This is a genomic window from Rhizobium sp. BK008, assembly GCF_014197345.1.
Lineage (GTDB): Bacteria > Pseudomonadota > Alphaproteobacteria > Rhizobiales > Rhizobiaceae > Rhizobium > Rhizobium anhuiense.
In genome coordinates this window covers 441,712-455,980 of record NZ_JACIFK010000004.1, presented here as the reverse complement: position 1 = coordinate 455,980, position 14,269 = coordinate 441,712, and the positions used below count along the sequence as shown (strand labels likewise).

At 63.2% G+C, this 14,269-nt stretch carries 12 protein-coding genes; 8 read left to right on the top strand and 4 right to left on the bottom strand.

The annotated features are described in order from the left end of the window. Position 1 precedes the first annotated feature (1 nt). On the bottom strand, positions 2-373 hold the full coding sequence (locus FHT69_RS20095) for a VOC family protein (RefSeq protein ID WP_097542871.1): 372 nt from the start codon (positions 371-373) through the stop codon (positions 2-4). A 120-nt stretch (positions 374-493) separates the two neighbouring features. Then, entirely contained in the window at positions 494-2,308 is a 1,815-nt protein-coding gene (locus FHT69_RS20090; RefSeq protein ID WP_047613808.1) for a monovalent cation:proton antiporter-2 (CPA2) family protein, read from the bottom strand. 119 nt (positions 2,309-2,427) lie between these two features. On the opposite strand from FHT69_RS20090, the gene FHT69_RS20085 reads away from it, so the two are divergent. The 6 genes from FHT69_RS20085 (at position 2,428) to lpxK (ending at position 8,517) form a co-directional block, all read left to right on the top strand. After that, a complete protein-coding gene (locus FHT69_RS20085; RefSeq protein WP_183905865.1) occupies positions 2,428-3,774 on the top strand; it encodes a TldD/PmbA family protein in 1,347 nt (448 codons plus the stop codon). Positions 3,775-3,850: 76 nt separating this feature from the next. Then, the gene (locus FHT69_RS20080; RefSeq protein WP_063476417.1) at positions 3,851-4,660 is read left to right on the top strand and encodes a 3'(2'),5'-bisphosphate nucleotidase CysQ; all 810 of its coding nucleotides are present in this window, start codon (positions 3,851-3,853) and stop codon (positions 4,658-4,660) included. A 62-nt stretch (positions 4,661-4,722) separates the two neighbouring features. Continuing rightward, positions 4,723-4,971 (top strand): DUF4170 domain-containing protein, encoded by a 249-nt coding sequence (locus FHT69_RS20075; RefSeq protein WP_047613812.1) that lies wholly within the window; start codon positions 4,723-4,725, stop codon positions 4,969-4,971. Positions 4,972-5,207: 236 nt separating this feature from the next. Beyond that, a complete protein-coding gene (waaA, locus tag FHT69_RS20070) occupies positions 5,208-6,527 on the top strand; it encodes a lipid IV(A) 3-deoxy-D-manno-octulosonic acid transferase (protein ID WP_047613814.1) in 1,320 nt (439 codons plus the stop codon). 9 nt (positions 6,528-6,536) lie between these two features. Then, on the top strand, positions 6,537-7,259 hold the full coding sequence (locus FHT69_RS20065; protein ID WP_063476418.1) for an HAD family hydrolase: 723 nt from the start codon (positions 6,537-6,539) through the stop codon (positions 7,257-7,259). A 181-nt stretch (positions 7,260-7,440) separates the two neighbouring features. Further along, positions 7,441-8,517 (top strand): tetraacyldisaccharide 4'-kinase, encoded by a 1,077-nt coding sequence (lpxK, locus tag FHT69_RS20060; RefSeq protein ID WP_097542868.1) that lies wholly within the window; start codon positions 7,441-7,443, stop codon positions 8,515-8,517. Positions 8,518-8,530: 13 nt separating this feature from the next. Here the strand turns inward: lpxK and FHT69_RS20055 are convergent, their stop codons facing one another. Together FHT69_RS20055 and mutL are read right to left on the bottom strand one after the other, a co-directional pair. Then, positions 8,531-8,761, bottom strand: coding sequence for a DUF2093 domain-containing protein (locus tag FHT69_RS20055; RefSeq protein ID WP_003545832.1), 231 nt, complete (start codon positions 8,759-8,761; stop codon positions 8,531-8,533). Between the two features lie 172 nt (positions 8,762-8,933). Beyond that, on the bottom strand, positions 8,934-10,736 hold the full coding sequence (mutL, locus tag FHT69_RS20050) for a DNA mismatch repair endonuclease MutL (RefSeq protein ID WP_097630524.1): 1,803 nt from the start codon (positions 10,734-10,736) through the stop codon (positions 8,934-8,936). A 290-nt stretch (positions 10,737-11,026) separates the two neighbouring features. Between mutL and FHT69_RS20045 the strand changes: the two genes are divergently transcribed. After that, entirely contained in the window at positions 11,027-12,748 is a 1,722-nt protein-coding gene (locus FHT69_RS20045) for a response regulator (RefSeq protein ID WP_047613824.1), read from the top strand. A 127-nt stretch (positions 12,749-12,875) separates the two neighbouring features. Beyond that, positions 12,876-14,240, top strand: coding sequence for a bifunctional diguanylate cyclase/phosphodiesterase (locus FHT69_RS20040; protein ID WP_183905864.1), 1,365 nt, complete (start codon positions 12,876-12,878; stop codon positions 14,238-14,240). The last annotated feature ends 29 nt before the right edge of the window (positions 14,241-14,269 follow it).

Sequence of the window (14,269 nt, the reverse complement as noted above, 5' to 3'; positions counted from 1 at the left end):
TTCAGTCCTCCGCAACGTTGTAGACGCGCAGGCGATGCCCGTCGGGGTCGGCTGCAACAAAGGTGCGGCCGAAATCCAGGTTGGTCGGCGGCAACAGCATGGTCGCGCCCTTGACTTGCCATTCGGCGTGAAGCGTATCGACCTTATCAGCTGTCGCGACCTTGAAGCCGACATCGCAGCCGCCGCCCGTTGCAGCCGGCGCCGGCTCCACGCCCGCTCTGCCCCAGAGTCCCAGGGCCAGACCCGAAGGCAGGATGAACATGGCGAAGGTCGGGCTGAACTCAACTGGATCCTGCCCGAGCAGTCGGCCATAAAAGCCGGCGCTTTTTGGCACGTCGGCTACGAAAAGTAGAATGCTGTTGCTGTCGATCATTGGTGGCCTCCTGGTTGGGTCAGGAGGATCGTCTACAGAGACATGCTGACAGATTCTGGCAGTAGCATTCGCCTCTGCCGCCGTTCAATCCGCTCAAGCTTCGCACGTCCCGGAGTGGATTTATGCGTCCGCCGTCGCATCCGCGGTGCCCGCCAGCAGATCATCCTCGAAGGGATCGACGGCGCGCTTCGGCTTGACCAGCGGTTCGGGGCGGACCGGGTGGGAAAACAGCATGTCGCGCCCGGCCTGCAGCCCTTCGGAAACCTGCAGCGCCAGGCGGGCCTCGTCGCGCTTGCGGATATCCTCGCCGATTTCGTAGGCGTCGACCTCGGAAACGCCGAGCGCCTCCAGCGTCCGCCGCCCGAAGAGCAGGCCGGATTCCAGCGTTTCACGCAGCTCGTAATCGACGCCCTTGTTGCGCAGTTCGATGGAATGGATGCGGTCGTAGGAGCGCACATAGAGCCTTGTGTGCGGATAATCCGCCTGCACCAGTTCGACCACCTTGTCGGTGACTTCCTTCTTCTGGGTGCAGACGAGCACGATCTTTGCCCGGTCGATGCCGGCCGAGCGCAGCACGTCCTTGCGGGTGCCGTCGCCGAAATAGATGCGGAAGCCGAAGGAGGAGGCCTGGCGGATGCGGTCGGCCGAAAATTCGATGACGGTGACGCTGCGTCCGCCGGCAAGCAGGATCTGGGCGGCGATCTGGCCGAAACGCGAGAATCCGACCATCAGCACGTCGGCGCCCGCGCCCTCGAAATCCTCGTCCAGCTCCTCCCGTTCGTCGCCGTTGAGCAGCCGCTTCGAAAGCGCCGCCCCGATCGGCGTTAGCGCCATCGACAGCGTCACGATCGCGACCAGCAGCGATGCCGTGCTGGTCGACATCAGTCCGGTCGTACCCGCGGCGGTGAACAGCACGAAACCGAATTCGCCGCCCTGCGGCAGCAGGAAGGCGATGCGGATCGCATCGTCGTGCGGCGAGCCCGAGACCCGGCAGAGCCCGTAGATGATGATCGCCTTGACCGCCATGACGATCGGCACGGCGACGATGACGAAGAGCCCGTTGTCGAAGAGAACGTCGAGCTGCAGCGACAGGCCGACGGCGATGAAGAAGATAGCGAGCAGCACGCCGCGGAACGGCTCGATATCCGCCTCCAGCTCGTGCCGGTAGGAGGATTCGGCCAACATCACGCCGGACAGGAAGGCGCCCATCGCCATCGAAAGTCCGGCAAGCTGCATCAGGCTCGCCGATCCCATGACGACGAAGAGCGCAGCGGCGATCATCGCCTCGCGCGCGCCGGTCCGGGCGATGATCTGAAAGAGCGGCGTCAGCAGGTAGCGCCCCGCAACGATCATCGCCGCGACCGCGCCGACGGCCACGGTGAAATCCAGGAGCGGCGCATTGCTGCCTTTGCCACCGCCGTCGAGAATGGTGATCAGCGCCAAGAGCGGCACGATCGCCAGATCCTGGAACAGAAGCATCGAGAAGGAACGCTGCCCGTATCGCGTATTGACGTCGCCGTCGCCTTCGAGGATCTGCATGGCAAAGGCCGTCGAAGACAGCGCCAGGCCAAATCCGGCAACGATGCTGCCGCGCCAGTCGAGAACGCCTGAAAGCCACGCCAGCGCGGTCAGCGCCAGCCCGCTCACCACCACCTGCGCCGTGCCGAGGCCGAAAATGTCACGCCGCATCTGCCAGAGGCGCGAGGGTTTCAGCTCCAGTCCGATGATGAAAAGCAGGAAGACGACGCCGAGCTCGGCGACGGCGAGGATCTGTTCGCCATCGGTGATCCCGTGGAAGACAGGGCCGATGACGATGCCGGCGGCGAGATAGCCGAGCACCGTGCCGAGCCCCAGCTTCTTGAAGATCGGCGCGGCGACCACGGCTCCGCCGAGCAGCAGGATCGTTTCGGAAAAAAGGGCATTGGGCGCTGACATGCTGGCAATTTCTTTCAACGGCGGGAAGCGAGCAAGCAGCCCCGATAAAGAATCGGTGGCGGCGGCCTTGATGCTTGGGAGAGTGCACAATAAATGGAAGCCGAAGGAAAGGCCAAATCATGTCCTCTGAAATTGATTCCTCGACACTTCTTTCCCGCGCAAGTCAACTGATCGATCTGGCAAGGAAGGCAGGGGCCGATGCCGCCGACGCCGTCGTCGTCCGGTCGCGCTCGCAATCGGTGAGCGTCCGCCTCGGCAAGGTCGAGGCCACGGAATCTTCCGAAAGCGACGACTTTTCCCTGCGCGTCTTCATCGGCAAGCGCGTCGCCAGCGTTTCGGCCAATCCGGGCTTCGATCTCCAGGCGCTGGCCGAGCGCGCCGTCGCCATGGCCAAGGTTTCGCCGGAAGATCCCTTCGCCTGCCTGGCCGATGAGGCGAGCCTGTCGAAATCCTATCCCGACCTGCAATTGCTCGACACCACCGAGGTCTCCTCCGAGATGCTGCGCGAGGCGGCTCTTGCCGCCGAAGCCGCAGCCCTTGCGGTCAAGGGCGTCACCAATTCCTCCGGCGCCGGTGCGTCGGCCGGCATGGGCGGCCTCGTTCTTGCCACTTCGCACGGTTTCGAGGGCAGTTACATGGCCTCGCGTTTCGGCCATTCCGTCAGCGTCATCGCCGGCGAAGGCACTGGCATGGAGCGCGACTATGATTACGACAGCCGCCTTTATTACGCCGAGCTCGACGATCCCGCCGAAATCGGCCGTCGGGCCGGCGAGCGGGTGATCAAGCGGATCAATCCGCGTCAGGTGCCGACCGGCAAGGACGTCACCGTCATCTTCGACCCGCGTGTCGCCCGCGGCTTCGTCGGCCATATCGCCGGTGCGATCAACGGTGCTGCCGTCGCCCGCAAATCGAGCTTCCTGCGCGACAGGATGGGTCAGCAGGTGTTGAAGTCAGGCCTGTCGATCACCGACGATCCCTTGATCGTGCGGGGGCCCTCCTCGCGGCCCTTCGACGGCGAGGGCGTGTCCGGCGAGCGGCTTGTCATGATCGAGGACGGCGTGTTGAAACACTGGTTCCTCTCGACCTCCACGGCGCGTGAATTGGGTCTTACGACCAACGGCCGCGGCGTGCGCGGCGGCACATCAGTCTCGCCTTCCTCCAGCAACCTTGCCTTGGAACCCGGCGACATCTCCCCGGAGGAGCTGATCCGCAGCGTCGGCAACGGTTTTTATGTCACCGAATTGATCGGCCACGGTGTCAACATGATCACCGGCGAATACAGCCGCGGCGCCACCGGCTTCTGGATCGAGAACGGCGAACTGACTTTCCCGGTTTCCGAGGTGACGATCGCCTCGAACCTCAAGGACATGTTCATGCGCCTGACGCCGGCAAACGACATCGATCGCAAGTTCGGCGTCGCGGCCCCCACCTTTGCCATCGAAGGCATGACGCTTGCAGGGCGCTAGAGCATGATGCCGAAAACTGTGCGCGGTTTTCGGACGACATCATGCTCTCATGATAGTTCAGAAACGGATTGATCTGATGAGCGACATGGAGAAAGCCCGCTGGCAGAGCGATCTCACGCTGATCGTCGATGCTGCGAAGGAGGCGGGTGCCGTCGCTTTCGGCTTCTTCAACCAGTCTCCGGAAGTCTGGTGGAAGAATGACGACCGCTCGCCCGTCAGCGCCGCCGATTTCGCCGCCAACAAGACGCTCGAGACCATTCTGCGCAAGGCCCGGCCGGATTATGGCTGGCTGTCTGAGGAAACCGACGACGATGCCGACCGTCTCTCACGCGAGACCTTGTTCATCATCGATCCGATCGACGGCACGCGCGCCTTCCTCGGCGGCCAGAAGGTCTGGTGCGTCAGCGTCGCGGTGGTTCATCGCGGCCGGCCGGTCGCCGGCGTGCTCTATGCCCCGGCGCTCGAAGAGCTCTATGAGGCGGTCGAGGGCGGCGTGGCGCTGAAGAACGGCGTGCCCTTCACCGTCTCTGTCGCCGACCCGGAGGAAATGAGCCGTCTTGCGATCGGCGAAGACTTGCTGAAGACCTTGCCGTCGGAGTTCCAGGAGCGGGTGACGCGCGAGAAATACATCCCCTCGCTGGCCTATCGCATTGCCATGGTGGCCGACGGTCGTCTCGAAGGCACCTTCGTCAAGGCCAATTCACATGATTGGGACCTTGCCGCCGCCGATCTGATCCTCGCCTGCGCCGGCGGCGGTCTCGTCGATCTCGAAGGCCGGGCGGTCGTCTACAACAGCGTCGAAGTCACCCACAAGGTCCTCTGTGCGGGTCCGACGCCCCGCCTCGGCGAATTCCTCGCGGCCTTTGCAGGACGACGAGACAGTTGACGTTTCCGTCAAAATCCCGCAGATGGGATGGCGGAGGAGAATAGGCAGAAAGAGAAGAAAAAATGACTGAATCCGGTGACAAGAAGCAGCTTTTGCATCTCGTTTTTGGCGGCGAACTGGAAAGCCTCGATGACGTCCAGTTCCGTGATCTGAAGGGTCTCGATATCGTCGGCATTTTCCCGGATTATGCCACGGCGCTGACGGCCTGGAAGTCGAAGGCGCAGCAGACGGTCGACAATGCGCATATGCGCTACTTCATCGTCCACATGCATCGTTTGCTCGATCCGCAGGAAAAGGCCAAGGGCAACTGACCTCGGCCACCAAGCTGAGTCAGGGACATCGGCCAGGAGCTTCGGCCGGGCACCTCGGGATGTGCCGCCGGCGCGGCCGCTCGTCGAGCGGGCTTTCGTGCATCGGGCGCCGTCGATCCGGATTGGTCGATCCGGATTGTTTGACGCATTCTGAACAAATTGATCGGCCATTGCGGCCGCAACGATAATTAGGGAATGGGTGTGATGTCGATCGGTTTTGATCGGAGGCTGGCGCAATGAGCTCCCGGATGGCGCGGTTCGGTCTGAGCGCATACCGTCTGGCGGGAACCGTGGCCTCTCCGGTCGTCGGCCTCTATATCACCTACCGCACCGCCAAGGGTAAGGAAGACCGGGCGCGCCGCCTGGAGCGCTTCGGTTATCCGAGCGCCAACCGGCCGCAGGGTCCGCTCGTCTGGTTCCATGCCGCAAGCGTCGGGGAAACCAATGCCGTCATCCCGCTGATCCGTGAAATCCGCCGCCGCGATATCCATGTCATCCTGACGACCGGCACCATCACCTCCGCCAAGCTCGCCGCCGAGCGCCTCGGCCAGGAGGCGATCCATCAATATGTGCCGCTCGACCTGAAACCCTCCGTCAGCCGCTTCCTCGATTATTGGCAGCCCGACTGCGCCATCATCGCCGAATCCGAGATCTGGCCGGCAACAGTGCTGGAGCTTGGCCGCCGCCGCATTCCGCAGATCCTGATCAATGCCCGCATGTCGGATCGCTCCTTTGCCCGCTGGCGCCGCCGCCCGGCGATCGCCGAAGCCTTGTTCGAGAATCTTGCCCTCGTCATTGCCCAGTCGGATGTCGATGCCGAACGTTTTCGCGATCTCGGCGCTGTCCCGGTCATCACCTCGGGCAATCTGAAGGTCGATACCGACGCACCGCCTTATGACAGCGCCGTCCTGGCCCGCTATAAGAAGCAGATTGGCGACCGCAAGACCTGGGCGGCGATCTCGACCTTCGACGGCGAGGAGAATGCCGCCGCCATCGTTCATCGGGCGCTCAAGGAGCGTGATCATCAATTGACGATCATCGTGCCGCGTCATCCCGAGCGCAGCGACGAGATCGAGGCGGCTCTGGTCAAGCAGGGGCTGAAGGTCGCCCGCCGCACCCGCGACGATGTCTTGTCCGCCGATGTCGATATCTTCCTCGGCGATACGATCGGCGAAATGGGCCTCTATTTGCGACTGACGGAAATCGCTTTCGTCGGCCGCTCGCTCTTTGCCGAAGGCGGCCAGAATCCGCTGGAGCCTGCCATGCTCGGCTGCGCCATTCTTTCCGGCGGCCATGTGCAGAACTTCCGCGATGCCTATCAGAAGCTTGCCCGCAGCGGCAGCGCCCGCATGGTGCGCGATACCGAAATGCTGGCCAAGGGCGTGCACTACCTGCTGATCAACGACGAAGCCCGCCGCAATATGATCGAGGCCGGCATCACCGCCGTGCACGAGATGCGCGGTGCGCTGACGGCGACAGTGAAGGGGCTGGAGCCCTACATCAACCCGTTGACGGTCAAGGCGCGGCTGCTGCCCAAGGCCGTGGCCCAGCTCTGAGGAACGAAGATGTCGGCAGCCGCCCCCATCAAAGGCATTCTTTTCGACAAGGACGGCACGCTGCTCGACTATGACGAGAGCTGGCTGCCGGTAAACCGCGAGCTGGCTCGCATCGCCGCGGAAGGGGATCCGCTTCTCGCCGACCGGCTGCTTGCCGCCTGCGGCATGGATCCGGTGACCGGTCATATCGTTCCCGACAGCCTGCTTGCCGCCGGCAATACCCGCCAGATCGCCGAGGGCCTCGTTGCCGCCGGCTCGATGGTCGATGTCGGCGAACTGACGGTGCGCCTCGACGCGCTCTTTTCCAGCGCCGCCGAATTTTCCGTGCCGGTAACCGACCTTGCCGGCTTCTTTTCCCGGCTGCATCGGCGCGGCTTCAAGCTCGGCGTCGCCTCCAGCGACAATGAGCGGTCAATCCGCCAGACGGCGGAGCGCTTCGGTTTTGCCGGCTATATCGACTACATCGCCGGCTATGACAGCGGTTTCGGCGTCAAGCCGGAACCGGGCATGGTGCTCGGCTTCTGCGCCGCGACCGGTCTTTCGCCTGAAGAGGTCGCCATGGTCGGCGACAACAATCACGATCTGCACATGGGCCTGAATGCCGGGACGGGGCTGAGGATCGCGGTGCTGACCGGCACCGGTTCGCGGGATTCGCTTGCCGCCGCCGCCCATCACGTGCTCGACGATATCACCGCCATCGAGACGCTTTTGCCGGACCTGCAGCCGGCCTGACCGGTAAGGGCTTGCATTTTTTCAGGTTTTGGCTTCTCAATCCAGCCGATCGAAAAGCAGGGGACCGGTTGCGGCTGGAGCAATTCCAGCAAAAGTGCACAGCGGTTTTGCCGGGAAGAGCGCGTAGCGACTTCCCAGGAATGGCGTGAGAACAAGGCCGGCAGGGGAGCGGGACGGCAAGATGATATCCGAAGCGCCGCCGTTCTGGTGGAGGAAAGCCGATTGGCGAGCCTGGCTGCTGCTGCCGCTTTCTTTTGTCTATGGCCGCATCGCCGGCCACCGCATGGCCCATGCGCGCCGCGCCTCTGTTCCAGTTCCGGTCATCTGCGTCGGCAATTTCACCGTCGGCGGCGCCGGCAAGACGCCGACGGCGCTGACGATCGCCCGTGCCGCCAAGGCGAAGGGGCTGAAGCCCGGTTTTCTCAGCAGGGGTTACGGCGGTTCGCTCGATGTGACCACCGTCGTCGATCCCGATCATCACCGGGCGGTTGCCGTCGGCGACGAGCCGTTGCTGCTTGCCCAGGAGGCGCTGACGGTGATTTCCCGAAGGCGTGTCGAGGGTGCTGCGCGCCTGGTGGCGGAGGGCGCCGATCTCATCATCATGGATGACGGGTTCCAGAGTGCCCGGCTGGCGATCGACTATGCCCTGCTCGTCATCGATGCGACCCGCGGCCTAGGCAACGGCCATATCGTGCCGGGCGGCCCTGTGCGAGCGCCGATCCGCCAGCAGCTGCGTCATGCGACGGCGCTGCTGAAGGTCGGCGGAGGCAATGCGGCCGACAGGATCGTCCGCATGGCGGCGCGGGCGGCAAAGCCCTATTTCACCGCATCGCTGAAAGTGCGGGGCGACAATACGCTCGCCGGCACGAAGGTGCTCGCCTTCGCCGGCATCGCCGATCCTTCGAAATTCTTCCGCACAGTGGAATCACGCGGCGCCGAAATCACGGTCGCCAAATCCTTCGGCGACCACGAGCACCTGACCGAGGAAGAGATCGACGACATCCTGACGACCGCCGAGCACCAGGGCCTTCTGATCGTCACCACCTCCAAGGATTTCGTCCGCCTCTCCGGCCATCCTGGCAAGGCAGCCCGGCTCGCCGAAAAGAGCCGGGTGATAGAGGTCGACATGGTGTTCGACGATCACCTCGCGCCCAGTCTCATCATCGACCGGGCGATCATTGCCTGTCGCGAGCGGCGCCTGCGGGAAATGAAGCCTGCCAGCCAGGGCAATCCAGGAAAAGCTGAGCCGCAGTTTTAAAGTGATAGAGGGCTTAACGCCGTTGGTTCGGCAGCACGCCGGCGCGTTTGTCGGCATCGATGGCCGAGATCACGTCGGCATAGGGCTCCTGCCGGGCGACGCTCCAGTAGCGCAACTCGTCGAGCGGGATCTGTTTCCCCGTCATCGCGCAGACGACATAGGAGCCGGGCGAGAGAATCTGGAAATCGCCATCGAGATACCGGATCTTCGCCTCGCGGTTTCCGTGCCCTTCGAACAAATTCATGCGCTCCGTTCCCTGCAGTCTGTCATTAGAGCATGTCGCACAAAAGTGTGCCGCGGTTTTGCGATCACGACATGCGGAACACCAAAGATCCGAAGCGTGGCAAGCGAATCTGAAAGATTCGCGACACGCTTTAGTCTGCCATACTCTCGAAAGGGCTGCTTTTCCAGCTTTTTTAGCTTCTGCCGAAAAGCCGCTCGATATCGCTGAGCTTCAATTCGATATAGGTCGGCCGGCCGTGATTGCACTGGCCGGAGCCGGGCGTCACTTCCATTTCCCGCAGCAGCGCGTTCATTTCCTCCGGCCGCAGCCGCCGTCCGGAGCGCACCGATCCGTGGCAGGCCATGGTCGCCGCCACATATTCGAGCTTGGCCGACAGGCCCGACGCCGTATCCCATTCGGCAATCTCATCGGCAAGCTGGCGGATCAGGCCATGCGCATCGACCTCGCCGAGCATCGCCGGCGTCTCGCGCACGGCGATCGCCCCGGGGCCGAAACGCTCGATCGCCAGGCCGAGTTCGGAAAGCTCCGCCGCATGCTGCATCAGCCGGTCGCAATCCTCTTCGGGAATGTCGATGATCTCGGGGATGAGCAGCACCTGCGAAGCGAGCCGCTTCGAATGCAGCGCCTTGCGCATCGCCTCGAAGACCAGCCGCTCGTGCGCGGCATGCTGGTCAACGATCACCAGCCCGTCCTCGGTCTGGGCGACGATGTAATTTGCGTGGATCTGCGCCCGCGCCGCGCCGAGCGGATAGCGCGCGGTTGCTTCGGGGGCGGCCGGCTGCGGCGAAAACTGCGACTCGGCCCGCGCCGTCGGCATCGACAGCCCGTCGAAGGACGCCTGCGGCCGTTCGCTGAGACCCGTTGCCGGCTGATAAGGCCGGAAGGGCGAGGTCTCAGCCGACCATGGCGCCTGCGGCCGCTGCGCCTGCGGCTGGAAGCCGGGGCGGAAGGAGCGCAGCATGTCGCTCGCCCCGGTCGTTGCCGCCCGACTGCCGTCGCGGGCCAAGGCCTCACGGATGGCGCCGACGATCAGGCCGCGCACCAGGCCCGGGTCGCGGAACCGCACGTCGGATTTTGCCGGATGCACGTTGACGTCGACGAGAGCGGGATCGAGCGTGATCGACAGCACCGCCACCGGATGGCGTCCGGAAGGGATCGTCTCTGCATAGGCGCCGCGGATCGCCGAGAGGATCAGCTTATCCTGCACCGGCCGACCATTGACGAAGGCGTACTGATGGGCGGAATTGCCGCGATTGAAGGTCGGCACGCCGGCAAAACCGGTGAGCGAGATCTCCTCGCGCACGGCGTCGAGCGCAATGGCGTTGTCGCGGAATTCCTTGCCGAGCACCTGCGCCATGCGCGCCAGGTGATCGTCGCCGGTCGCCGGAAATTCCAGCGTCGTGCGGTCCGAGCCCGACAGCACGAAGCGTACGGCGGGAAAGGCGATCGCCATGCGCTTGACGATCTCGGTGATGGCGCCGGCCTCGGCCTTCTCCGTCTTCAGGAATTTGAGCCGGGCCGGTGTGGCGAAGAACAGGTCGCGCACTTCGACGATCGTGCCGGGATTGGCGGCGGCCGGCCTGATATGCGCGATTTTGCCGCCGGCGACAGCGATCTCGTGGCCGCCGGCGCTGTCGCGCCTGCGGCTGGCGATGCTAAGCCTGGCGACAGAGCCGATCGAGGGCAGCGCCTCGCCGCGGAAGCCGAGTGTGCGGATGTCCTCGAGCGTCTCCGATATCTTCGAGGTGCAGTGGCGCCTGACCGCCAGTTCCAGATCGGCCGCGTCCATGCCCGAGCCGTTGTCGCTGACGCGCAGCAGCGCCTTGCCGCCGCCTGATGTGGCGATCTCGATGCGGGTCGCGCCCGCGTCGAGCGCGTTTTCGATCAGTTCCTTGGCAGCGCTCGCCGGCCGTTCGATGACTTCGCCGGCGGCAATCTGGTTGATGAGCGTTTCGGAGAGCTGTCTGATGGCCATGGGTTATTTTCGGGGATTCGCGGGCTGGAGGGAAGGGGTTGGCGCAAGCTTTCCCTAGGCGTGATCGGGGCCTCCCTCAAGATCGGGGTCGCCGCTGCATGATTTCATCCTCAAATCGGAACCGATCTAAGGATGAAATTATGCAGCAGTTCAAAGTGTTACAGCGTCCTATGCGCGGCTGGAAAAGACGCGCGGCGCTGTAATGTTAAGCCGGTTTTAACATAAAAATGGCATTTCTATTCATATACCTCCGGAAGCTGCGAAATCGAACAGATGTGGGACGCAAGAGCATGAGTGCCGGCTTCGAAAAGGCGGACACATCATCAGAAATCGATGGGACCTCCGTCGAGGCCGATCTGCAGACGGCGCTTTTCGATGTGGTGTGCGACAGCCTTTCCGCAGCTTTCATCATCTACGACAAAAACGATCATCTGATCTTTGCAAGCCGCCAGACGCTGGAGTTCTTCCCCCTGCCGCCGGAGATGCTGAAGCCGGGCACCCGGCTTCGCGATTTCCTCGGGGCGATGTATGACACCGGCATTCGTCAGCAATATGCTGCGAAGCAGGGCGGCTCGCTGAGCCGCGAGGACTGGCTGTCGCAGAAAATCGCCTCGCATTGGCGCGAGCGCTTCGAATCCGTCGAGCGCCATGGCGCCGACAGCTGGGTCCGCTTCGTCAAGCGCAGGCTGCCGGGCGGTTACGGCGTCACCATCATCTCCGACATTTCCGAGGACAAGAAGCGTGAGGAGCAATGGCGTTCGGATCTGGAGCGCGTACAGCTGACCGAGGACATTCTCGACAATCTGCCGTTCCCGCTCTTCGTCAAGGACCGCAATCTCACCTATGTCGCCGTCAATCTCGCCTTCTGCGAAAAATATCAGACGACCGCCGACGAAGTGCTCGGGCGCAAGAGTGGCGATCTCTTCTCACCGGAGATCGCCAAGCGTTTTGAGGAAAGCGATCGTCATGTGCTGGAGACCGGCGAAATGTCGGTCTCGCGCCAACGACAGATCTCCCGCGACGGCATCGAGCGCGACATCGTCAGCCGCAAGCACCGTATCGGCAAGCCCGGCCGCTATTTCCTGGTGTCGACCACGCAGGACCTGCCGCGCGACGGCGCCGATCTCGACGAGTTCGGCCGGGCCTCGGCGATCACCACGTCAAGCAATCAAAGCTATCGCCGGGCCTATGTGCCGGTGCCGAGCGCCGTCGAGCGCCGCGAACCGGCGGCAATGGAAGCGATCGTTCCAGAGAATTTCTCGGGCCGCAAGGTCCTCGTCGTCACGGCCGACCTCGCCGCCGAGACCGCTGCGCTCCGGACCCTGTCGAAATACGGCTTCGAATCCTGCTCGGTCCGCGGCGAGGACGAAGAGGAGCGCTTCCTGGAAATCGCCACCTCCTCCGGCATCTCGCTCGATCTCCTGATCATCGACAATCAGATGGGCATGCGCTGCCTCGAACTCGCCGAGCAATACGGCATCCCGTCGCTGGTCATGGACGGTTTCCAGATCGCCAACGAGCTCACCTTCCAGATCGCCCGCCATTTCAATCGCAACAGCCGCAGTGCTGCCGGTTCGGATACGGATTGGGAAATCAGCATCTCCGACGACGTGGTCGGCCTGCAGGTTCTCGTCGCCGAGGATAATGATATCAACCAGATCGTTTTTTCTCAGATCCTCGAAGGCCTGGGCTACAGCCATATGATCGCGGCGACCGGCGACGAGGTCGTGCGCATGTGGGCCGAACACCGGCCGCAGATCGTGCTGATGGATATTTCCCTGCCGGGCTTCAACGGCTTCGAGGCAGCGCGTCTCATCCGGCAGATGGAGGAAACCGGCGGCGGAGCCCGCACCCCGATCATCGGCGTGCTCACCCAGGCCTTCGAGCGCGACCGCGCCGAATGCGTCAAATCAGGCATGGACGATGTCATCATGAAGCCCGTCAGCCCCGACATGCTGGAGACCGTATTTCAGAAATACCTGATGGATGAGGCCGTGCGGGCGCGAGGCTAGGCGGAGAGACCCGTCAATTCCCTAAATTTTGGGGCGGTTCAGGCGGCAGAAGCCGTTGATTTACTATCGAATTGTTAAGACATGCCGGTCATTCTTTGCATGGCTCCGGAGGAAAGCTCGGGTTTGGATGATAAAATCGGCGGACATAGCCTTCTTGACCGTCGGTCAGAACGAGCTGCAGGCCATGGCCTATACCGATCCGCTGACCGGATTGGGTAACCGCAATCGCATGCGCGACAAGGTCTTGCAGATCTCTTCCGAGCGTGCCAGCGACCCGGCCCCCTTCACCATCGGCATCGCCAATCTCGACAGTTTCAAACCGATCAACGATCTCTTCGGCTCGGCAGCCGGCGATGAAATCCTTTGCCAGGTCGCCCACCGCCTCAAGGCCTGTATTCCCGATGGTGCATTGGTCACCCGTCATGATGGTGACGAATTCGCTTTCGTGCTGCCGCTGATTTTCGAGCGGGCGAGTGCCGAGAAATTCGGTCAGATGATCCGCGAAGTTCTGTCGGCTCCCTATGACCTCGGTGACCGCAACGTCCGTCTCTCCGCTTCCCTCGGCTTCTCCATCTATCCCTTCGCCGGAGAGGATTGCGATGAACTGCTGAAGAGCGCCGAAACCGCCCTCTACCGTTCCAAGCGCCGCGGTCGCGGCCAGATCACCGTCTACTCGCGCGAGATCGCCCAGGAGATGAAGCGCGCGACGCAGCTGGAGCAGGCGCTCAGAAACGCCATCATCTCCGATGCGATCGATGTGCATTTCCAGCCGATCGTCTCGCTGTCCAACAACCAGGTCGTCGGTTTCGAGGCGCTCGCCCGCTGGAACGATCCCGATCTCGGCTTTGTCCCGCCCGGCGTCTTCGTGCCGCTCGCCGAAGAGCGCGGCTTCATCGACGCGCTGTCGGAAGCACTGCTGCGCAAAGCCGCCGAAGCCGCCCTTTCCTGGCCACGCGACCTCTTCCTGTCGTTCAATCTCTCCTCGGCCCAGCTGATGGATCCGGGCACCAGCGGCAGCATCCTGTCGATCCTCGGCCGCGTCGGCTTCGATCCCCATCGCCTGGAGCTGGAGATCACTGAGACCGCGGTGATGAGCTCGGCCGATACCGCCCACCGCATCATCGCCGATCTGCGCGCCGCCGGCGTGCGCATCTCTCTCGACGATTTCGGCACCGGCCAGTCGAGCCTCGGGCGCCTGCGCGACTTCATCTTCGACAAGATCAAGATCGACCGGGCCTTCGTCTCACGCATCAATTCCGATCGCGCCTCCGAACATATCATCAAGGCGATCTTGACCATGTGCGAGGGTCTGGAGCTGGAGGTCGTCGCGGAAGGCATCGAGGATTATGCCGAGGCGGTAAAGTTGCGCACGCTCGGCTGCGGCATGGGCCAGGGCTATCACTTCGGCCGTCCGGCCGACGGGATCGCCACGCTGCGCTTCCTGCACGAGAACTATTACGATCCGACCATAGCGGAGCGGGTCAGCGCATAAAGCGATGGCGCCCCTAGGAGCGCCATCGC

What these genes read in the sequence shown, in the direction of transcription:
- FHT69_RS20045 (WP_047613824.1), top strand. Translation starts at nt 11,027, where the DNA reads ATGAGTGCCGGCTTCGAAAAGGCGGACACATCATCAGAAATCGATGGG.
- FHT69_RS20090 (WP_047613808.1), bottom strand. Translation starts at nt 2,308, where the DNA reads ATGTCAGCGCCCAATGCCCTTTTTTCCGAAACGATCCTGCTGCTCGGC.
- lpxK (WP_097542868.1), top strand. Translation starts at nt 7,441, where the DNA reads ATGATATCCGAAGCGCCGCCGTTCTGGTGGAGGAAAGCCGATTGGCGA.
- FHT69_RS20055 (WP_003545832.1), bottom strand. Translation starts at nt 8,761, where the DNA reads ATGAATTTGTTCGAAGGGCACGGAAACCGCGAGGCGAAGATCCGGTAT.
- mutL (WP_097630524.1), bottom strand. Translation starts at nt 10,736, where the DNA reads ATGGCCATCAGACAGCTCTCCGAAACGCTCATCAACCAGATTGCCGCC.
- FHT69_RS20040 (WP_183905864.1), top strand. Translation starts at nt 12,876, where the DNA reads ATGATAAAATCGGCGGACATAGCCTTCTTGACCGTCGGTCAGAACGAG.
- FHT69_RS20085 (WP_183905865.1), top strand. Translation starts at nt 2,428, where the DNA reads ATGTCCTCTGAAATTGATTCCTCGACACTTCTTTCCCGCGCAAGTCAA.
- FHT69_RS20075 (WP_047613812.1), top strand. Translation starts at nt 4,723, where the DNA reads ATGACTGAATCCGGTGACAAGAAGCAGCTTTTGCATCTCGTTTTTGGC.
- FHT69_RS20080 (WP_063476417.1), top strand. Translation starts at nt 3,851, where the DNA reads ATGAGCGACATGGAGAAAGCCCGCTGGCAGAGCGATCTCACGCTGATC.
- FHT69_RS20065 (WP_063476418.1), top strand. Translation starts at nt 6,537, where the DNA reads ATGTCGGCAGCCGCCCCCATCAAAGGCATTCTTTTCGACAAGGACGGC.
- FHT69_RS20095 (WP_097542871.1), bottom strand. Translation starts at nt 373, where the DNA reads ATGATCGACAGCAACAGCATTCTACTTTTCGTAGCCGACGTGCCAAAA.
- waaA (WP_047613814.1), top strand. Translation starts at nt 5,208, where the DNA reads ATGAGCTCCCGGATGGCGCGGTTCGGTCTGAGCGCATACCGTCTGGCG.